The following is a 19,886-nucleotide window of genomic DNA, read 5'->3' on the forward strand; positions in this document are numbered from 1 at the left end:
AGGTTAAGTGCGCGAACTGCTGCTGGGGCTCGGGCTCGGCCTGGGCGCCGGGCTCTCGCCGGGGGCCCTGCTCAGCCTGGTGATCACGGCCAGCCTGCGCGGCGGCTTCCCGGCGGGACTGCGGATCGCGTGCGTGCCGCTCCTGTCCGACCTGCCGATCGTGCTGCTCACGATCGGCGCGGTCGGCGCGCTGCCGGGCGGCTTCCTGCGCGTGCTGTCCCTGGCCGGCGGGGCGTACGTGGTGTTCCTCGGCGTGCAGGGCCTGCGCGACGCCCGTACGGCCGAGCCGCCGCGCCCCGGGGACGGCGCCCCCGCCCAGGTGCTCAGGGGCGTCGTCGTCAACATGCTCAACCCGCACCCGTGGCTGTTCTGGGCCACCGTCGGCGCGCCCCTCTTCGTCGCCGCCTGGGACGCGGGACCGGCCGGCGCGCTCGCGTTCGTCCTCGGCTTCTACCTGGTCCTGGTCGGCTCCAAGGTGGCGCTGGCCGGGCTGGTCGGCGCGGGACGGCACCGGGTCGGCGTACGCGGCTACCGGCTCCTGCTGGCCGCCAGCAGCCTGCTGCTCGCCGGCGCCGGCGCCGTCCTGGTCAGCTCCGGGATCGCCGGCTGAGCGCGACCCGGCTGTGCCGGGCGCTGTAGAGCCGGTAGACGACGACGCCGAGCGCCATCCACACGACGAACCGCAGCCAGGTCTCCACCGCCAGGTTGAGCATCAGGTAGACGCAGGCGAGCACCGCCAGCGCGGGCAGCCAGGGCACCAGCGGCGCGCGGAACGAGCGCGGCAGGTCCGGCCGGGTCCTGCGCAGGACGACCACGCCCACGGCCACCACCACGAACGCGAACAGCGTCCCGATGTTCACCATCTCGGCCAGCGTGCTCAACGGGATGAACCCCGCCAGCGCGGCCGTCACCACCCCGATGATGATCGTGATCTTGTACGGCGTGCGCCGCAGCGGATGCACCGCCGCCAGACCTTTCGGCAGCAGCCCGTCCCGGCTCATCGCGAAGAACACCCGGCTCTGGCCGAGCATCAGGATCAGGATGACCGTCGTCATCCCCGAGATGCCGCCGATGCTGATCAGCCCCGCCAGCCACGGCTGCCCGACCGCCTTGAACGCGTCCGCCAGCGGCGCGCTCTCGCTCAGCTGGTGGAAGGGCAGCATGCCGACCACCACCATCGAGACCGCGACGTAGAGGAGCGCGCACAAGGCGAGCGAGGCGATGATGCCGATGGGCAGGTCGCGCTGCGGGTGGCGGGTCTCCTCGGCCGCGGTGGCGACCACGTCGAAGCCGATGTAGGCGAAGAAGACCACGGCCGCGGCGGCGAAGACGCCGGCCGTGCCGTACACGGTGGGGGTGACCCCGAACAGGACCTGGATCAGCGGCGCGGCCAGTCCCGAGACTCCCTCGGTGGCCTTCGCGGGCGGCACGAACGGCGTGTAGTTGGCGCCGTTGACGAAGAACAGCCCGGCGAAGATGACCAGCAGGATGACGGCGACCTTGAGGACGACCATGACCAGGTTGAACCGGGCGGACATCTTGATGCCGCCCACCAGCAGCCAGGTCAGCAGCAGCACGACGATCACGGCCAGGTAGTTGAACGTCCAGCCGCCGACGCCGACGACCGGCAGCGTGACGCCCAGGCTCTCCATCACCGAGGTGAAGTAGCCGGACCAGCCCACCGCCACCACGGCCGCGCCGAGCGCCATCTCCAGCATCAGGTCCCACCCGATGATCCAGGCCGGGAACTCCCCGATGGTCGCGTACGCGAAGGTGTACGCGGAGCCCGCCACCGGCAGCGTGGAGGCGAACTCGGCGTAGCAGAGCGCGGCCAGGCCGCAGACCACGGCCGCCACCACGAACGACAGCGCCACCGAGGGGCCGGCGTAGTCGCGGGCCGCCAGGCCGGTCAGCGTGAAGATGCCGGTGCCGAGGATGACGCCCAGGCCGAACACGGTCAGGTCGAGCGCGCTCAGCGTGCGCTCCAGGCGGTTGCCCGCGCCCTCCGCGTCCTGAATGGACTGCTCGACCGACTTCGTGCGGAAGATGCCCACACCCGCACCCCTCCCTGATCATGCCCGTCCCTGGTCACTGCCCAGCCGGGCGCGCGGAAACCGGCGCGCTCGGCAAAGGAGCGGGGGACAGGCGGGGATCAGGTCAGGGCGGGACTGCGCTTGGCGATCGCCTCGGTGATCTCCCGGGCCAGGTCCTGGCCGGTCAGCCCGAACTCGGCCAGCAGCTTCGCCCGCTTGGCGTGGTCCAGGAAGCGCTGCGGGATGCCGTAGGTCCGGACCGGCACGTCCACGTCGGCGTCGCGCAGCGCGCGGGCCACCGCGTCGCCGCTCGCGCCCACCCGGCCGTTGTCCTCCACCACCACGACCAGCTTGTACGCCGCCGCCTCCCGGACCAGCTCCGGATCCAGCGGCCGCACCCAGCGCGGGTCCACCACGGTGGCGCCGATGCCCTGCGCGGCCAGCAGCGACGCGGCCTCCAGGCAGACCTCCGCCATCGGGCCCACCGAGACCACTAACACGTCCTTCTCGGCGGGGGCGGAGCGCAGCACGTCCATCCCGCCCAGCGCGGCCACCGGCTCGAACTCGCGGACCACGGCGCCCTTCGGGAACCGCACCACCGAGGGGCCGTCGGTGACGTCCAGGCACTCCCGCAGCAGCTCCCGCAGGCGGGAGGCGTCCCGCGGCACCGCCACCGACAGGCCGGGCACGACGTGCAGGATGGACAGGTCCCACATGCCGTTGTGGCTGGCCCCGTCGTCGCCGGTGATCCCGGCCCGGTCCAGCACGACGGTGACCGGCAGCCGGTGCAGCGCCACGTCCATCAGCAGCTGGTCGAAGGCCCGGTTGAGGAAGGTGGAGTAGACCGCCACCACCGGGTGCAGCCCGCCCAGGGCGAGCCCCGCCGCCGAGGTGAGCGCGTGCTGCTCGGCGATGCCCACGTCGAAGATGCGCTCCGGATACGCCTCGGCGAACTCGGCCAGCCCGGTCGGGTGCAGCATGGCGGCGGTGATGGCCACCACGTCGGCCCGCTCGGCACCGATCCGCACCATCTCCTCGCTGAACACGTTGGTCCACCCGTACGCCTTCGGGATCTCCTCGCCGGTGACCACGTCGAAGGGCTGCGGGGCGTGGAAGCAGTCCTCCTCGTGGTTCTCGGCCGGCGTGTAGCCCTGGCCCTTGGTGGTGAGCACGTGCACGATGACCGGGCCGCCGAAGGCCTTGGCCTTGCGCAGGGCGCTCTCCACGGCCGGCTCGTCGTGGCCGTCGATCGGCCCGACGTACTTCAGGCCGAGGTCCTCGAACATGGCCTGGGGGGCGATGATGTCCTTGATGCCCTTCTTGATGCCGTGCAGCGTGTCGTACAGCACCGGGACGTTGCCGAAGCGGTCCTTCACGAACTCCAGGACCTGCTCGTAGTTCTGGGTGACCCGCAGCTTGGCCAGGTGGGTGGCCAGGCCGCCGATCGTGGGCGAGTAGGAGCGCCCGTTGTCGTTGACCACGATGACCAGCGGGAGGTCCTTGTTGGCGGCGATGTTGTTGAGCGCCTCCCAGGCCATGCCGCCGGTGAGCGCGCCGTCGCCGATCACCGCCACCACCGTGCGGTCGCCCTCGCCGCGCAGCTTGACCGCCTTGGCCAGGCCGTCGCCGTAGGACAGGGCGGTGGAGGCGTGCGAGTTCTCGACCAGGTCGTGCTCGGACTCGGCCTGGCTGGGGTAGCCGGACAGGCCGCCCTCCTGGCGGAGCGTGCCGAACCGGCCGGCCCGGCCGGTGAGCATCTTGTGCACGTAGGACTGGTGACCGGTGTCGAAGACGATCGGGTCGTGCGGGGAGTCGAAGACGCGGTGCAGGGCGATGGTCAGCTCCACGACCCCCAGATTGGGGCCGAGATGCCCACCCGCACCTGATCCCGCCACCGAGGAGACGAGCAGGTCGCGTATCTCAGCCGCGAGTGCCGGCAGGTCCCGCGGGTCCAGTCGCTTGAGGTCGTGCGGTCCGCTCACAGACTCCAGTAGCCCCACTGCTCACCCTTCCGTTCGTCGTCGAACTGGGACGAGTCTAGTTCGCCGTTCTTCTTACGCCTCCCCTACCTACCAGGCAATCCCTTTGCCCGCCGTTGACTTGTCCCGTACGCTCCAGGTTTCATGCGTATTCTGACTTTGCTGATCACCGGACTGATCGGTGCCACTCTGCTGACCGGCACCGCGCATGCCGCGCCGGTGCCCACCGGCAAGGCCGCGCTGACGCACAACCCGCTGTACAAGACGGGCGAGTTCGACTGGACCGAGTGCAAGGAACTCGACCGGCGGCCGGACGACCTCAACTCCTACCAGCTCTACCTGGACCACCTGCTCGAATGCCTGGACCGCTCCTGGGGCGAGGAGTTCAAGCAGGCGGGCCTGCCCTTCAGCAAGCCCAAGGTCCGCTACATCACCAAGAGTGTGGCCACCGGCTGCGGCAAGTACCCCATCAACTACGCGGCGGGCCTGTACTGCCCGAAGAACAAGACGATGTGGGTGGCCATCAGCAAGTGGCAGCTCGCCGACCCCGACGAGTTCACCCTGTTCAACGTGATCGCCCACGAGTACGGGCATTACGCGCAGGACCGGGCCGGCATCCTGCCGGCCGCCATGCGCCTGCAGAAGAAGGCCAGCAAGACCAAGCAGTACGCGATCCAGCGTCAGGTCGAACTGCAGGCCGAGTGCTTCGCGTCCGCCTTCATCGGCAGCGTGTGGCACTCGCTCGGCCGCAACGAGTTCGACTACCAGGACCTCATGGACCTGACCTTCGGGGACGTGCTCCACGGCAAGACCAAGAACATCCGATACTGGATGAAGCGGGGCTGGGACGGCAACGGCCCGAAGGCGTGCAACACCTTCACGGCACCGGCGTCCCGCGTCTCGTAACGGGGCTCCCGACAGCGTGACAGGGCGTGGGCGGCCAGCCGTCCACGCCCCTTCTGTCACAATTTTGTCGCAGTAATCAATATTTACTTAGCTTTACTCCTGAATCGGGCCTGCAATATGGTCTTGTGCCCATGCGAACACCCCTCATCGCAGTAGGCCTCGGCCTGAGCGCCGCCCTCTTCCTCGCCGGTACGGCGCAAGCCCAGGTACCGGCCGCCGCTCCCCAGGCCCCGGTCACCGCTTCGGCCGCGGCGGCCGGCGCGTTAGCCCCCTTCCCGACCGCGCTGACCAAGAACAAGATCTACCGCTCCGGCGCCGTCGACACGATCGACTGCTCCCCCTCGGAGCCGCGCGCGGGCAGCGCCGCAGCCGTCAAGACCTACCTGCTCAAGGTGTACCGCTGCGTCAACCAGATGTGGGCGCGGCAGTTCAAGGCGGTCGGCTGGACGTACCGGGTGCCGAAGATCGTCATCCGGACCAGCGGCACCAAGACGCCGTGCGGCAAGCTCACCAAGAACTACCCGGCGCACTACTGCCCGACCCAGCAGGCCATCTACATGGTGCTGCTGTCCCAGCAGGTCAAGGAGCCGTTCCCGCTGGTGCTGGCCAAGACCATGGCGCACGAGATCGGGCACCACGTGCAGCAGCGGGCGGGCATCCTGACGCCGTACTACAACCTGAGCTGGCGGGCGCGGACCAAGACGGCCAAGAACCTGCTCAGCCACCGGGTGGAGCAGCAGGCCGAGTGCTTCGCCGGCGTGTTCCTGAGCGGCGCGCAGGACTCGCTGCCGGTGGACTTCGCCGAGTGGGACCACATCAACACCTGGGCGCGCAAGCACGCCAGCGACACCATGCACGGCAAGGGCGTCAACCAGGTCTACTGGCTGGAGCGTGGCTTCGACTCGGGTTCCCCGGCCGCGTGCAACACCTGGGTCGTCTCCAACGCCCGCGTCGCCTAGGGCTACCGCGTTCCAGGCCGTTCTAGGTCGTTCTAGGTCCTGGCCGCCTGGGTCTGCCGGGTGGCCATCCGGGCCAGCACTTCCAAGGGGTCGGCGAGCACCTGGGCGAAAGCCAGCTCGGCGGCCCCCACGATCGTGGCGTCGTCCACCAGCGCCGAGGTGCGCAGCCGCAGCGACTCGCGCAGCGCCGCGAGGGTGCAGGTGTTGAGGCGGCTGCGCACCTGGGCGGCGGAGCCGAGGTAGATCTCCCGCAGGGTGCCGCCGAAGATGACGACCTCGGGGTTGAAGATGTTGACCAGGTTGGCCACTCCGAAGCCGAGCCAGTCGCCGACCCGGTGCAGTGCGTCCTGAGCGATTATGTCGCCCTTGTCGGCGGCCTCCACGACGGCCCTGATGCCGTCCCTGCCGCGCTCGCCGCGGGCCGAGCGGCCCGCGTGCTCCAGCAGGGCCCGCTCGCCGACCTCCGCCTCCAGGCAGCCGTGCGAGCCGCAGCCGCACAGCCGTCCGTCGGGGTTGACCACGGTGTGGCCGACCTCACCGCCGTACCCGGCGACGCCGCCGAGTAACTGGTTGTTGACGATGATGCCGCCGCCGATGCCGACGTCGCCGTGGAGGTAGACGAGGTCGCGGCAGCCGACGCCGAGGCCCCGGGTGTGCTCGGCCAGCGCGCCCAGGTTGGCGTCGTTGCCGACCGAGACCGGCAGGCCCAGGGCGAGCCTGGCCGACAGCGCCTCCCCGAAGGGGGCGTCCTCCAGGCCGATGTTGGGGGCGAACCGTACGACGCCGTCGGATTTGCGCACCGCGCCGCAGAGGGCGGCGGCGGCGCCCACGCAGACGGTGTCGGGGCGGACCTTGCGCTGCATCTGCCGGGCGAACCCGGCCAGCGTCTCCACCACCTCGGTCATGTCGAAGCCGCCCCGCGGCCGGACGGCCTCGCGCCGGTCCAGGATCACGCCGCCGAGGCCGATCCGGGCCGCGACGAGGCGGTCCACGCCCACGTCGAAGGCGAGCACATAGACCCGCGCCGACTCGGGGCGCACCACCAGGGACGGCCGACCGGCCCGGCCGGTGTCCCTGGGCAGTTCCTCGCGGACCAGCCCGGCCGCGGTCAGGTCCGCGGTGAGCGCCATGATGGTGCTCCGGTTGAGCCCCATGCGATTGGTCAGCTCGGCCCGCGACGTGGGGCCGCCCAGGTGCACGTGCCGCAGCAGGGTGCCCAGGTTGTGACGGCGGATCTCCTCCTGGGAGGGACCTGCGCGCAGCATGCGTTCTGCCTCTGGTGCCGTTCGGGGGTCAGGTGTCGTGCTCACCCTATCGACGGCCGGAGGAGGACGCCCGCTTGCGGGACAGCGCGTCCACACCGGCCGACAGCAGCAGGACCGCGCCGGTGACGATGTACTTGACGCTGGCGCTGTAGCCCATCAGGCCCATGCCGTTGATGACCACCGCGACCACCGCGCCGCCGAGCAGCGCGTCCAGGACGCGTCCCTTGCCGCCGAACAGGCTGGTGCCGCCGATCACGGCCGCGCCGACGGCAAACAGCAGCACCGTGCTGCCGCCGGTGTTCGGGTCCACCGAGTTGGCCCGCGAGGCGGCCACGATGCCGCCGATGGAGGCCATGAAGGAACAGATCACGAAGGCGGAGATGCGGATCCTGTCCACGTTGATACCGGCCCGGCGGGCCGCCTCGGCGTTGCCGCCGACCGCGTACACGTGCCGGCCGTAGGCCGTACGGCGGAGCACGAACGTCCAGACGATGAGCAGCACCAGGATGACCGGCACCACGATGGGCACGCCGGTCAGCGAGATGATCGCGGGGTTGCGGCTGCGCTCCAGGTTGAGCACGTAGACGGCGAAGCCGGCGATGACCGCGAGCGCGCCGACCCGTACGGCGATGACGGCCATGGAGTCGGCCATCAGGCCGCGGGAGGTGCGCCGGCGGGCCTGGGTCAGCTGGATGCCCGCGTAGAGGAGCACACCGGCGACCAGCAGCACCCAGCCGAGCAGCGGGGACAGGTTGCTGTTGGCGATGGCCAGGATGGTCTCGTCGCGGATGGAGACGTTGGTGCCCTCGTCCAGCAGGATCAGCGCCACGCCCTGGAAGGCCAGGAAGGCGGCCAGCGTGACCACGAAGGACGGGATGCCCAGCTTGGCCACCAGCGCGCCGAGGACCAGGCCGATGAGCACGCCGGTCACCATGGAGGCCAGCACCGCCGTGTACCACGGCCAGCCCTCGTTGGTGAGCAGCACGGCCATCACGGCCGCGCAGACGCCGCTGGCGAAGCCGGCGGACAGGTCGATCTCGCCCAGCAGCAGGACGAAGACCAGGCCCATCGCGATGATGGTGACGCCGGCGCCCTGGGTGAACAGGTTCGCGAAGTTGATCGGCGACAGGAACGACGGGCTGAGCGAGGCGAAGACCACGCACAGGACGACCAGGCCGATCACCGCCGGGAGCGCGCCGAGGTCGCCGCCGCGCACCCGTTCGAAGTAGTCCCGGACCTGCGATCCGATGGCGGGAGCGCTGGTCTTCGCCGGGCTCGTTGTCGTCGTCATGCGCTTGCTCCGTTGCCGGTCGGCAGGCCGAGCTCCCCGCTGCGCCCGGCCGTGATCAGTTCCACGATCTGGGAATGGGTGACCTCGGAGGTCTTGACCTGGGCGGCCATCCGGCCGAGGTAGAGCGCCGCGATCCGGTCGGACACGGCGAACACATCGTTCATGTTGTGCGAGATGAGTACCACGGCCAGGCCGTTGTCGGCCAGCCTGCGGACCAGTTCGAGGACCTGCGCGGTCTGGGCGACGCCGAGGGCGGCGGTCGGCTCGTCCAGAATGACGACCTTGCTGTTCCACAGCACGGCCTTGGCGATGGCGACCGTCTGGCGCTGGCCGCCGGAGAGGCTGGAGACGTGCTGGCGCAGGGACTTGACCGTGCGCACCGAGAGGCCGGCCAGGGTCTTGGCGGCCATCTCCTCCATCGTGTCCTCGTCCAGCACCAGGCCGCTCTTGCGTTCCCGGCCGAGGAACATGTTCTGCACGATGTCGAGGTTGTCGCAGAGCGCGAGGTCCTGGTAGACGATCTCGACGCCCATCGCGGCGGCGTCCCTCGGTCCGTTGACGTGGACCTTCTCGCCCTCGAAGAAGTACTCCCCCGAGTCCATCGGGTGGATTCCGCCGATGCACTTCACCAGCGTGGACTTACCGGCTCCGTTGTCGCCGACAAGTGCGGTCACCTCTCCGGGATACACCGAAAAGGCGACATCGTGAAGGACCTGCACGGGGCCGAAGCTCTTGTCTATTCCGCGCAGTTCCAGGACGGGTGCCTGGGACATGGGCTCTCCTGGTTTCCCCATGAGGGACGGCTTGCGCCCACCGGGGGCGCAAGCCGTACCTGACGGAATTGACTAGCTGACGCCGGCCTCGGTGCACTTGTCCGCGAAGTCCGCGGTGCACAGCTCTTCCTTCGTCACGAAGCCGTCGGCGACGACCTCCTTGACGCTGTCGAAGAAGATGGCCTTCGGGGTGAGCAGGACGGCCGGCACGTCGGCGCCGGTCTCGGTGTCCTTGACGGTGCCGGTGGCGGCGGGCTTCTGGCCCTGCGCCAGGGCGATGGCGAGGTCGGCGGTGGCGTCCGCCTCCTGCTTGACAGCCTTGTAGACGGTCATGCACTGGTCACCGGCGAGGATGTTCTGCAGACCCTGCACGGTGGCGTCCTGGCCGGTCACCGGGACCTTGCCGTTGAGCTTGTTCTTCTTCAGCACCGAGATGGCGGCGTTGCCGAGGCCGTCGTTGGCGGCCAGCACACCGGCGATCTTCGGCTCCTTGGTCAGCTGCTGCTCGAAGATCGTGCCGGCCTGGGCGTTGTCCCAGTCCGGGACGGCGTCGGCCGGGCCCGCCACGTACTCGCCGGAGTCGTACTTCGGCTTGAGGATGCTCTCGTAGCCCTCCTTGAAGAGGGTGGCGTTGTTGTCGGTCGGCGAGCCGTGCAGCTCGGCCACGATCGGCTTGTCGGCCTTCATGTCGGTGAGGCACTTGACCAGGCCCTCACCCTGCAGCTTGCCGACCGCGGTGTTGTCGAAGCTGACGTAGTAGTCGGCGTTGCCGCCGAGGGTCAGGCGGTCGTAGTCGATGGTGGCGACGCCCTGCGCCTTGGCCTTGTCCAGGACGGCCTTGCCGGTGCCGCTGTCCAGGTTCACGATCGCCAGCACGGTGACGCCACCGGTGATCATCTGGTCGGCGATGGTCTGGAACGCCGTCTTGTCGCCCTGCGCGTTCTGGATGTCGTACGCGACTCCGGCGGCCTTGAAGGCCTCCTCCAGGTACTTGCGGTCAGCGGTCTCCCAGCGAGCCGAGGACTTGCTGTCCGGGAGGATGACGCCGATCTTGCCGGGCTTCGCGGCGGCGGCCGAGGAGGCGGGCGCGGCGCTGCTGGAGGCGCCCGTCTCACCGCTCTCGCCCCCGCACGCGGTGAGGCCGAGGGAAAGTGCCGCTACCGCGGCGATGCTGAGGATCCCCTTGCGCATGATGCGTGGGTCCTTTCTCTGGCTGGGGGTCTATGGGGGGTGGGAGTCCATCACCGAAGTGGTGAATGTTGTTTGGGACAACGTAAGCCAGGAGGAAAGGGGTAGGTAGACACAGGACGGTAACGTTTGTTGTCTGCGGTAACAATGAAGAAACATAGGATAAGTCCACCTATTTCCCGCACAGATTCCCTCTGATCACCGACGCGACCTTTGGCGTTCGCCGATCGGCCACGGTGAGTAATCGAATTCTCTTGCGAACGTAATCGGGCCGCTGTATGGTCCTGCGTGTAGCTGATTCTGTAGACGGATGTGTAGAGCAGTTGTAGACCGCCGGGAAGCGGGTGCGTAGCCTCGTGTTCATGAGCACTGAGCAGAAGACGACGACGATCCGGGTCAGCGTCATTACTCGCGACAAGATCGCGCGATACGCCCACGAGGAAGGCAGACCCATGACCGAAGTGCTCGAAGAAGCCCTCCAGGACTACGAGAAGAAGAAGTTCCTGAAGCGGCTCGGGGAGCAGATGGAGCGGACCAGGCGTGAGGACCCGGAGGGTTACGCCGAATACCTGGCCGAGTTCGAGATCTGGCAGGGACCCCCGTCCGGCCGCATCGCGCCCGAGTGGGAAGGCTTGATCGACTTCCCGGAGGGATTCGACGAATCGTCCTGGACAAGCGCGAGGAACGAGGAACAAGGAGGCAAATGAAGGTGCGGCAGGGTGAGGTCTGGTTCACCGACCTCGGCGAACCAGTGGGCACGGAGCAGGGCTCCGCGCGCCCGACCCTGATCATCAGCAACGACGGTTTCAACCGGATGAGCCGCGACCTCGTCGTCGTCGTGCCGCTCACGTCGCGAGACCGCGGCTGGGACACCCACATCCCCATCCCGCTCGGCGAGACACGGCTGAGGAGGCCGAGCTGGGCCATGGTGCAGCAGATCCGGTCCGTCTCGATCGATCGGTTCAAGTTCCCCATGGGCCACGTGGCGGAGGAGACGGTCGATCGGATCGTCACACTGCTCGGCCGGCTGCTCTGAAAGGGGTGGGGAACCGGCGACCTCGCGCAATCAGGTGTCGCCTATCGATGAACCCTCAGTTAATCACCGGATCCCCATCGCGGTGGTGGATCGCTCGCCTACCCGCCGTCCACATTTTCGACTTTGTCCAATTTTAGTTAATTTATAAACTTATTTAAGAATAAGACGTGGATTGAAGTAGTTGAAGGTATCGAGCGTCTGTTGTGGTGTGCGTTGGGGTGCCAAAGAACGAGAGGCCAGCGGAGTGGGCTCAATCGCGGATATCTGGGATGACGACGGATGGCCCACAGGTGAGACCGTGGAGCGGATCCTGAGCGAGCGTCCCCCCGGAGACGCAGCACGTGCTCCGATCCTGAACTCATGGCGGCGTTGCCGGGATGCCGGGCTTACCCCCGGCGCCTTCCAACCACGCCTGATCGACGACGTCGACTACGACAACACCCTGGTACGCGCGGCCCGGCCCGTGCTCGCCCGGCTCCAGACCATCATTGCCGACACTCCATCAGAGGTGGTCCTGTCCGATGCGTCCGGAGTGCAGTTCCTGCACCTCGTGGGCAACACGCCAATCAGCGTAGGATCCGACGCCATCCTCGCCGTTCCCGGCTTCAGCTTCGCCGAGTCGGACGTAGGCACCAACGCCGTCGGCTCCACGCTGATGGAACGGCAAACATGCCAGGTCGCGGGCGACGAGCACCCCTGGGAACCGCTGCGCAAGTTCACCGCCGTGGGCGCACGGGTGTGCCATCCCCTCAGCGGGCGGGTGGAAGGGATTGTGTGCATCGCCACCCTGCGCGAGAGGGCAAACGCGCAGATGATTGCCGTAGTCCGGCAATCAGCCCATGCGGTCGAGCAGAGGCTGCTCGACCTCAGCACCGAACGCGAGCGGGCCCTGTTGAGGAGGTTCCGCGGGGCACGGGAGGCCGGAGCCGCAAGCGCCGTACCAGGCTTCATGCCGCCGGACCTGTGCCCCCGCGATCGGCTTGCCCTGGAAGACGCGGCCGTGAGCCTGGTCGCGCAGGGCCGGGCGGCTGTGGTGGAGGTCGCCCTCTGCGACGGCCGCACAGCCACGCTGGTCGCGTGGCGGGTGACCGATTCCGCCAACCTGACCGGCATCGCCGTACAGGCATGGCTCCCAGACCGCTGCCCGACTGCACGGTGATGCCCGGCTGCGGCACCTCTCCGGTGTATTCGGTCCCCGCCCCTGCAACGCGGCTGTTTCCCTGAACAGCGGAGATCCGCCCACCGGTTCCTTTCCGGTGGGCGGATCTTTCGCGTTGTCAGCTCTTGGCGAGCAGGGAGCGCAGGACGTACTGCATGATGCCGCCGTGGCGGTAGTAGTCGGCTTCGCCCGGGGTGTCGATGCGCACGACCGCCTGGAAGGTGATGTCGCCCGCGGTGACGGTCACCGTGGCCGGGGTCATGCCCTTGTTGAGCTCCTCGACGCCGGTGATGTCGAAGGTCTCCTCACCGGTGAGGCCGAGGGATTCGGCGGTCTGGCCCTCGGGGAACTGCAGCGGCAGCACGCCCATACCGATCAGGTTCGACCGGTGGATCCGCTCGTACGACTCGGCGATGACCGCGCGCACGCCGAGCAGGGCCGTGCCCTTGGCCGCCCAGTCGCGGGAGGAGCCGGAACCGTACTCCTTGCCGGCCAGGACCACCAGCGGGACGCCCGCGGCCTGGTAGTTCTGGGAGGCGTCGTAGATGAAGGCCTGCGGCCCGCCCCACACGGTGAAGTCGCGGGTGTAACCGCCCTCGACACCGTCCAGCAGCAGGTTGCGCAGCCGGATGTTGGCGAAGGTGCCGCGGATCATGACCTCATGGTTGCCCCGGCGTGAGCCGTACGAGTTGAAGTCCTTGACCTCGACGCCGTTCTCGCGCAGGTAGTCGGCCGCCGGGGTGCCCACCTTGATGGAGCCGGCCGGGGAGATGTGGTCGGTGGTGACCGAGTCGCCCAGCTTGGCCAGCACGCGCGCCCCGGCGATGTCCGTCACCGGCTCGGGCGTGGCGGGCATGCCGTCGAAGTACGGCGCCTTGCGGACGTAGGTGGACGCCGGGTCCCACTCGAAGGTGTTCCCGGTCGGGATGGGCAGCGCCCGCCAGTTGTCGTCGCCCTTGAACACGTCGGCGTAGTCGCGCAGGAACATGTCCTGCCCGATCGAGTCGGCGACCACCCGGGCCACCTCCTCCGGCTCGGGCCAGATGTCCTTGAGGAAGACCGGCTGCCCGTCGGCGCCCTGGCCCAGCGGCTCGTTGTTCAGGTCGATGTCCATCGTGCCCGCCAGCGCGTACGCGACGACCAGCGGCGGCGAGGCCAGGTAGTTCATCTTGACGTCGGGGTTGATCCGGCCCTCGAAGTTCCGGTTGCCGGAGAGCACGGCGGTGACCGCCAGGTCGTTGGCCTGGACGGCGGCCGAGATCTCCTCGGGCAGCGGCCCGGAGTTGCCGATGCAGGTGGTGCAGCCGTACCCGACCAGGTTGAACCCGATCTTGTCCAGGTACGGCTGGAGCCCCGACCGCTCGAAGTAGCCGGTCACGACCTGGGAGCCGGGAGCCAGCGAGGTCTTCACCCAGGGCTTGCGGGTCAGGCCCTTCTCGACCGCGTTCCTGGCCAGCAGGGCGGCGCCGAGCATCACGTACGGGTTGGAGGTGTTGGTGCAGGAGGTGATGGCGGCGATCGTCACCACGCCGTGGTCGATCTCGAACGAGGTCCCGTCCGCCAGCGTGACCGGCACCTTGCGGACCGGCCGGTCGCCGTTGAGCCCGGGCAGGTGCGGCTTGTCGCCGTTGCCGTCGTGCGAGACGGCGAGCGCGTCGGAGGCCGGGAAGGACTCCTCGGCGGCCTCGTCGAGCGGCGCGGCCGCGGCAGGCGGCAGTTCCTCGGCCTTGACGAAGTCCTTCACCGCGGCCCGCCAGGCGCGCTTGGCGTCGGTGATCGCGATCCGGTCCTGCGGGCGCTTCGGCCCGGCGATGGACGGCACCACGGTCGCCAGGTCGAGCTCGATGTACTCGGAGAAGACCGGCTCCGGCGCGGCCGGGTCCAGCCAGAGTCCCTGCTCCTTCGCGTACGCCTCCACCAGGGCGACCTGCTCGGGGGAACGCCCGGTGAGCGTCAGGTAGTCGATGGTCTGCCCGTCGATCGGGAAGATGGCGCAGGTGGAGCCGAACTCGGGGCTCATGTTGCCGATGGTGGCCCGGTTGGCCAGCGGCACGCTGGCGACGCCCTCGCCGTAGAACTCGACGAACTTGCCGACCACGCCGTGCTTGCGCAGCATCTCGGTGATGGTGAGCACCAGGTCGGTGGCGGTCGCCCCGGCGGGCAGCTTGCCGGTCAGCTTGAAGCCGACCACGCGCGGGATCAGCATCGAGATGGGCTGGCCGAGCATGGCGGCCTCGGCCTCGATGCCGCCGACGCCCCAGCCGAGCACGCCGATGCCGTTCTCCATCGTGGTGTGCGAATCGGTGCCGACGCACGTGTCGGGGTAGGCCTTGCCGTCCCGGATCATCACGACGCGGGCCAGGTGCTCGATGTTGACCTGGTGCACGATGCCGGTGCCGGGCGGCACCACCTTGAACTCGTCGAAGGCGGTCTGCCCCCAGCGCAGGAACTGGTAGCGCTCGTGGTTGCGCTCGTACTCGCGCTTCACGTTGCGCTCGAAGGCGTCCGGCGCGCCGAAGTAGTCGACGATGACGGAGTGGTCGATGACCATCTCGGCCGGGGCCAGCGGGTTGATCCTGGCCGGGTCGCCGCCCAGGTCGCGCACGGCCTCCCGCATGGTGGCCAGGTCGACGACGCAGGGCACGCCGGTGAAGTCCTGCATGATCACGCGGGCCGGGGTGAACTGGATCTCCACACTCGGCGCGGCCGACGGGTCCCACTGGCCGAGCGCGGTGATGTGCTCGGCGGTGATGTTTGCGCCGTCCTCGGTGCGGAGCAGGTTCTCCAGAAGGATCTTCAGGCTGTACGGGAGGCGCTGAGACCCCTCGACGGCGGCCAGCCGGTAGATCTCGTACGACGCGTCGCCGACGCGCAGCGTGTCACGGCTGCCGAAGCTGTTCGCGGACACGGAGTCTCGCCTCCCCAAAGGTTCTTGTCCTAAGTCGCTCTCGCATCTTCCCGTACCGCCAGGCGGCCCCGGTCAGTTAGGTTCGCCTAACCACGAGAGCGGCAGATGTCTCGACACCAAGATATCTCGACATCAAGCTACCCGCTGGTAACTCCTAGGCGCAGGAACAGTAAAGCGACCACGGCCAGCGACAGCACGGGCGCGAGGATGTTCTGCTCGAACTTCTTCCCGGTCTTGAATCCGATGTCGTACGGCAGCAGCCACTTACCCGGAATCGGCCACAACACCGGGCACCCGCGCTCGGTCAGGCAATCCCCCAGCACATGCACGAAACACCCGATCCCGATCGCGAACCCCAGCCAGGCGTACTGCACGCCCAAAGTCAGGAAGGTCGCGAAGAGCCCGGCCGTGAGCCCGATGTTGACCAGCGCCGACGCGAGCTTCTTGCCGGGCACGCCGATGCCGATGGCGCGCAGCGCCAGCCCGATGGAGAGCACCACGATGACGTCCCGCCCGATCGGGTAGTTCCCCGCCAGGAAGTGCGCCCCGAAGCCCATGCCCAGCGCGAACAGCAGCGAGTGCGTGGCCCGCCGGTGGCCGCCGCTGATCACGTTCACCGCTTTGCTCAGGGCCCAGGTGACCGGCCCGAACGTCTGGGCGATGGTCGCGCTCGGGTGGTCGAGGTCGGGCAGCATGGCCGCGCCCGCGCAGATCAGCGCCCCGGCGACCAGCTCGGCCGGGGTCAGGGCCGACCCCACCACGGAAGCCAGTTCGGGGGCGAGGACGGTCGGCAGCGCCGCCAGTCCGGGGGCGGCGGCCAGCCACACCACGGCTCCGCTGAGCGCGTGTGAATGTCCCATCATGCGTAGATCACGTCCCGGGATGCTACGGCAAAGCCCAGGCAATAAGCCATGACCCGGCCTTGGCGTGTTCCGCATGAATCTTCGTGCTGGCGGGCGTGTCCCGGGTGCGGGTCGTGACACGGCTCCCAGGTAACCGGGACGCCGCCGGGCGCAGACTCCTCGCAGATCAGATCCCGCGTCCGCGAAGGAGTCCCCATGTCCGCCGTGATCGTCGAAACCGTGTCCCCGCCCGTATCCCGATGGGCGCTGAGCGTGCTGCCGCTGACCGGCACGGTGCTACAGCTCGCCGAATCCCTGCTCGAACCGGCGAGCGCCGGACCGGCCGAACGGGTGGCCGAGTGGGTCGCCCATCCGGACCGCGTCGGGATCTCGATGGCGGCCGGGATGCTGGCCATCCCGTTCCTCATCGGCGGGTTCGTCGCTCTCGCCAGGCTCGCCGCCGAGCGCTCCCGGGCGCTCGCCTGGACGGCGTTCGCGCTGCTGGCGGCGGCCATGTCCGGCCTGGGCATGGTGCACGGCTTCGAGAGCGTGGCGTACGCGCTGGCGCTCGACGGCGACGCGGCCACGGCAGTCCAGGTGCTCCAGCTGGAGGATCTCGGCCTGGTGGGCGTCGTCGGGATGCTCATGTTCCTCGGGGGCGCGCTGCTGGGGGTGGTCACGCTGGCGGTGGCGGTGTGGCGCTCGCCGTACGTGCCGTGGGTGGTGCCGGTGCTGCTGCTGGCGTTCGTGCTGGCCGACATGGTGGCCGGGTGGACGGTCCTGGGGCACGCGATCGGGGTGGCGTGGGCGCTGGCGCTCGCGGTGGCCGTCCTGCGCGGCTATGGGCGCGGGTCCCGGCAGGCCGCACAATGAGCGCACGATGATGCGCGTCCCCTCGTCCGCGCCCCGCCCGCTCGCGCTCGCGACGGGCGGGGCCGGCGTGCTGCTCTCCCTGGCCACGCTGGTGCTGGCCTGGGTGAACGGCTCCGACCTGGAGCGGTTCCTGGCCGGGAACCAGGCCAACACCTGGCTCACGGGGCTGGCCTTCACGGTGCTCGGCCTGCTGGTCGGCCGGGCGCAGCCGGGCAACGCGCTCGGGCCGCTGTTCCTGGGCGCGGGCCTGCTGGCCACGCTGTGCGCCTTCTGCGCGGAGTACGGCGCGCTGACCTTCCACACCCATCCCGGCCTGCTGCCCGGCGGCGACCTCGCGGCGCTGGGCGCGGGCCTGCTGTGGGGGCCGCCGTTCCTGTTCCTGGCGGCCGGGGTGCCGCTGCTCTACCCCGCCGGCCGGCTGCGCTCGCCGCGCTGGCGGTGGCCGGCCAGGATCGCGGCGCTCGCCGCCGTGGTCTCGATGACCGCGATGGGAACCACGCAGTACGTGGTGGAGGACGTCTTCGCGGCGGCCGTCAACCCCCTCGACCTGCCCCTTCCGGACGACCCGCAGGTCGCTGTGGCGGAGGCGACGTTCCTGGTCGTCCTGGCGGTCGGCGTGGCCGCCGTCGGCGACGTCGCCCTGCGGCTGCGGCGCACCACGGGAGCCGAGCGCGGCCAGCACGCCTGGTTCGTGGCGGCGCTCGCCGTGGGCCTGACGGCCGCGCTGGCCTCGCTCCCCGACCTGGCCGGGTTCCTCGGCCACGTCTTCGTCTTCACCGCGCTCGGCGTCGGCATCGTCCGGCACGGCCTGTTCGACATCGAGGTCGCGCTCTCCCGCGCGGTCGTGTACGCGCTGCTCACCGGGGTGTCGCTGGCCGCCTACCTGGGCGCGGCCGCGCTGCTCGGCGCCGCCACCAGCATCGGCCCCGCCCTGGTGGCCGCCGTCGTGGCGCTGGCGCTCGCGGCCGGCCGGGAGCGCGTCCAGCGGGCCGTCGACCGCCTCCTGTACGGCGAGCGCGACCCGCTCGGCATGCTGACCGCCCTGGGCGACCGCCTGGGACAGGCCATCGACGCGGACGCGGTCCTGCCCGCCGTCGTGGAGACGGTACGGCAGACGTTGCGGTTGCCGTACGCGGCGGTGGAGCTGGAGAGCGGCGAGCCGGCCTGCGCCTCCGGGAAACGGCCGGACGAACCAGACGAACTAGTACGGTTTCCGCTGGCGCACGCGGGTGAGCGCATCGGCGAACTCGTCGTCGCGCCCCGACCCGGGGAGCGGGCGCTGGGCGCGGCCGACACCCGGCTGCTGGGGGCGTTCGCACGGCAGGCCGGCGTGGCGGCCCACGGCGTACGGGTGACGCGCGACCTGCGGCGGTCCCGGGAGCGGATCGTGTCGGGGCGGGAGGAGGAGCGGCGGCGACTCCGCCGTGACCTGCACGACGGGCTCGGCCCCACGCTGGCCGGGATCACGCTGGGCCTGGAGACGGCGGGGCGGGTGGCCGCCCGGGAGGGATGCTCGGTGGCGCCGCTGCTGGAGAACCTGCGCGAGGAGAGCGCGAACGGGGTGGAACAGATCCGCCGCGTGGTCGCCGGACTCCGGCCGTACGCGCTGGACGAGATCGGCCTGGTGGCCGCCCTGGCCCGGCACGCCGACCTGCTCTCGGCGGGCTCGTTCCAGGTCGCCGTGGCCGCCCCGGAACCGTTGCCGGGGCTGCCCGCCGCCGTGGAGGCCGCCGCCTACCGCATCGCCTCCGAGGCGATGACCAACGCCGCCAGGCATTCCCGCGCCGCCACCTGCACGGTCACCCTCGGCGTCGAACCCCCGGGGCTGCTCCGCCTGGTCGTGGCCGACGACGGCGACGGCCGCCTGTCCGGCCCTCCGGGAGTCGGCTTGGGCTCGATGCGGGAACGGGCCGAGGAACTGGGCGGCGTCTGCGTGGTCACCTTCCGCGAGGGCGCCGGCACCACGGTGCGTACGACGCTGCCTCTGGAGACGGCGTGATCCGGGTCCTGGTGGCCGACGACCATCCGCTCTACCGGCGTGGACTGGTCGGCGTGCTGACCGAGGAGGACGGCGTCGAGGTGGTCGGCGAGGCCGCCGACGGCGACGCGGCCCTGCTGCTGGCCGCCGAACTCCGCCCCGACGTGGTCCTGATGGACCTCCACATGCCCGGCGTCAACGGCGTCGAGGCCACCCGCCGGCTCGCCCCCGACTGCCGCGTCCTGGTCCTGACCATGTTCGACGACGACGAGTCCGTCCTGGCCGCCACCCGCGCCGGAGCCCGCGGCTACCTGGTCAAAGGCGCCTCGGGCGAGCGCATCGTGAGCGCGGTCCGGGCGGTCGCCGCCGGGGACGCCGTCTTCGGCGCCGACGTGGCCGGCCGCGTCCTCGGCGTCCTGGCCGCCGACCGCCGCGGCGCCCGCGCCGGCCGCCCCTTCCCGGCCCTCACCGACCGCGAACGCGAGGTCCTCGACCTGATCGCCACCGGCCGCTCCAACGGCGAGATAGCCCGCCGCCTCCACCTCTCCGACAAGACCATCCGCAACCACGTCAGCGCGATCTTCGCCAAACTCCAGGTAGCCGACCGCTCCCAAGCCATCGTCCGCGCCCGCGAAGCCGGCCTCGGCCTCGATTCCTGACAACTCGGGTCTCAACTACCCCGGGCAACCACTCCGG

The 19,886-nt window shown here is 69.9% G+C and carries 17 protein-coding genes; 9 read left to right on the forward strand and 8 right to left on the reverse strand.

The window, feature by feature from the left end:
- Nucleotides 1–7: 7 nt before the first annotated feature.
- Nucleotides 8–610, forward strand: a complete 603-nt coding sequence (locus Aph01nite_RS25670) for a LysE family translocator (RefSeq protein WP_204043545.1) — start codon at nucleotides 8–10, stop codon at nucleotides 608–610.
- Here Aph01nite_RS25670 and Aph01nite_RS25675 read toward each other — a convergent pair.
- Nucleotides 588–2,054: an amino acid permease gene (locus tag Aph01nite_RS25675; protein WP_204043546.1), complete on the reverse strand. Its 1,467-nt coding sequence runs from the start codon at nucleotides 2,052–2,054 to the stop codon at nucleotides 588–590. The two genes, Aph01nite_RS25670 and Aph01nite_RS25675, sit on opposite strands and share 23 nt — an antisense overlap.
- A 98-nt stretch (nucleotides 2,055–2,152) precedes the next feature.
- Nucleotides 2,153–4,033, reverse strand: a complete 1,881-nt coding sequence (dxs, locus tag Aph01nite_RS25680) for a 1-deoxy-D-xylulose-5-phosphate synthase (protein WP_204043547.1) — start codon at nucleotides 4,031–4,033, stop codon at nucleotides 2,153–2,155.
- Nucleotides 4,034–4,156: 123 nt separating this feature from the next.
- Here dxs and Aph01nite_RS25685 point away from each other — a divergent pair, with 123 nt between their 5' ends.
- Together Aph01nite_RS25685 and Aph01nite_RS25690 are read left to right on the forward strand one after the other, a co-directional pair.
- Entirely contained in the window at nucleotides 4,157–4,918 is a 762-nt protein-coding gene (locus Aph01nite_RS25685; RefSeq protein ID WP_204043548.1) for a neutral zinc metallopeptidase, read from the forward strand.
- 131 nt (nucleotides 4,919–5,049) lie between these two features.
- A complete protein-coding gene (locus Aph01nite_RS25690; protein ID WP_204043549.1) occupies nucleotides 5,050–5,877 on the forward strand; it encodes a neutral zinc metallopeptidase in 828 nt (275 codons plus the stop codon).
- A gap of 32 nt (nucleotides 5,878–5,909) precedes the next feature.
- On the opposite strand, the gene Aph01nite_RS25695 is transcribed toward Aph01nite_RS25690, so the two are convergent.
- The 4 genes from Aph01nite_RS25695 to Aph01nite_RS25710 form a co-directional block, all read right to left on the reverse strand.
- Entirely contained in the window at nucleotides 5,910–7,142 is a 1,233-nt protein-coding gene (locus Aph01nite_RS25695; RefSeq protein WP_204043550.1) for an ROK family transcriptional regulator, read from the reverse strand.
- Nucleotides 7,143–7,188: 46 nt separating this feature from the next.
- Entirely contained in the window at nucleotides 7,189–8,433 is a 1,245-nt protein-coding gene (locus Aph01nite_RS25700; RefSeq protein WP_204043551.1) for a sugar ABC transporter permease, read from the reverse strand.
- Nucleotides 8,430–9,206: an ATP-binding cassette domain-containing protein gene (locus tag Aph01nite_RS25705; protein ID WP_204043552.1), complete on the reverse strand. Its 777-nt coding sequence runs from the start codon at nucleotides 9,204–9,206 to the stop codon at nucleotides 8,430–8,432. Before Aph01nite_RS25705 ends, Aph01nite_RS25700 begins: the two co-directional genes overlap by 4 nt.
- A 72-nt stretch (nucleotides 9,207–9,278) precedes the next feature.
- Nucleotides 9,279–10,397: a sugar ABC transporter substrate-binding protein gene (locus Aph01nite_RS25710; RefSeq protein ID WP_204043553.1), complete on the reverse strand. Its 1,119-nt coding sequence runs from the start codon at nucleotides 10,395–10,397 to the stop codon at nucleotides 9,279–9,281.
- Nucleotides 10,398–10,756: 359 nt separating this feature from the next.
- Between Aph01nite_RS25710 and Aph01nite_RS25715 the strand changes: the two genes are divergently transcribed.
- The 3 genes from Aph01nite_RS25715 (at nucleotide 10,757) to Aph01nite_RS25725 (ending at nucleotide 12,589) form a co-directional block, all read left to right on the forward strand.
- Nucleotides 10,757–11,101 carry a YlcI/YnfO family protein gene (locus Aph01nite_RS25715; RefSeq protein WP_204043554.1) on the forward strand — a complete coding sequence of 115 codons (345 nt, stop codon included), beginning with the start codon at nucleotides 10,757–10,759 and terminating at the stop codon, nucleotides 11,099–11,101.
- On the forward strand, nucleotides 11,098–11,430 hold the full coding sequence (locus Aph01nite_RS25720; RefSeq protein ID WP_204043555.1) for a type II toxin-antitoxin system PemK/MazF family toxin: 333 nt from the start codon (nucleotides 11,098–11,100) through the stop codon (nucleotides 11,428–11,430). The genes Aph01nite_RS25715 and Aph01nite_RS25720 overlap by 4 nt, the downstream gene beginning before the upstream one ends.
- A 298-nt stretch (nucleotides 11,431–11,728) precedes the next feature.
- Nucleotides 11,729–12,589 carry a sigma-54-dependent transcriptional regulator family protein gene (locus Aph01nite_RS25725; protein WP_204043556.1) on the forward strand — a complete coding sequence of 287 codons (861 nt, stop codon included), beginning with the start codon at nucleotides 11,729–11,731 and terminating at the stop codon, nucleotides 12,587–12,589.
- Nucleotides 12,590–12,707: 118 nt separating this feature from the next.
- On the opposite strand, the gene Aph01nite_RS25730 is transcribed toward Aph01nite_RS25725, so the two are convergent.
- Entirely contained in the window at nucleotides 12,708–15,497 is a 2,790-nt protein-coding gene (locus tag Aph01nite_RS25730) for an aconitate hydratase (protein WP_204043557.1), read from the reverse strand.
- A gap of 137 nt (nucleotides 15,498–15,634) precedes the next feature.
- Nucleotides 15,635–16,360, reverse strand: coding sequence for a metal-dependent hydrolase (locus tag Aph01nite_RS25735; protein ID WP_204043558.1), 726 nt, complete (start codon nucleotides 16,358–16,360; stop codon nucleotides 15,635–15,637).
- A 195-nt stretch (nucleotides 16,361–16,555) separates the two neighbouring features.
- Here Aph01nite_RS25735 and Aph01nite_RS25740 point away from each other — a divergent pair, with 195 nt between their 5' ends.
- From Aph01nite_RS25740 to Aph01nite_RS41690, 3 genes are read left to right on the forward strand one after another with little or no spacing between them, the layout of a single operon-like run.
- A complete protein-coding gene (locus Aph01nite_RS25740; protein ID WP_204043559.1) occupies nucleotides 16,556–17,212 on the forward strand; it encodes a hypothetical protein in 657 nt (218 codons plus the stop codon).
- A gap of 7 nt (nucleotides 17,213–17,219) precedes the next feature.
- Nucleotides 17,220–19,211: a sensor histidine kinase gene (locus Aph01nite_RS41685; protein ID WP_239161973.1), complete on the forward strand. Its 1,992-nt coding sequence runs from the start codon at nucleotides 17,220–17,222 to the stop codon at nucleotides 19,209–19,211.
- On the forward strand, nucleotides 19,208–19,849 hold the full coding sequence (locus Aph01nite_RS41690) for a response regulator (protein ID WP_239161974.1): 642 nt from the start codon (nucleotides 19,208–19,210) through the stop codon (nucleotides 19,847–19,849). The genes Aph01nite_RS41685 and Aph01nite_RS41690 overlap by 4 nt, the downstream gene beginning before the upstream one ends.
- Nucleotides 19,850–19,886: the final 37 nt, after the last annotated feature.

The organism is Acrocarpospora phusangensis, from assembly GCF_016862995.1.
Classification (GTDB): domain Bacteria; phylum Actinomycetota; class Actinomycetes; order Streptosporangiales; family Streptosporangiaceae; genus Acrocarpospora; species Acrocarpospora phusangensis.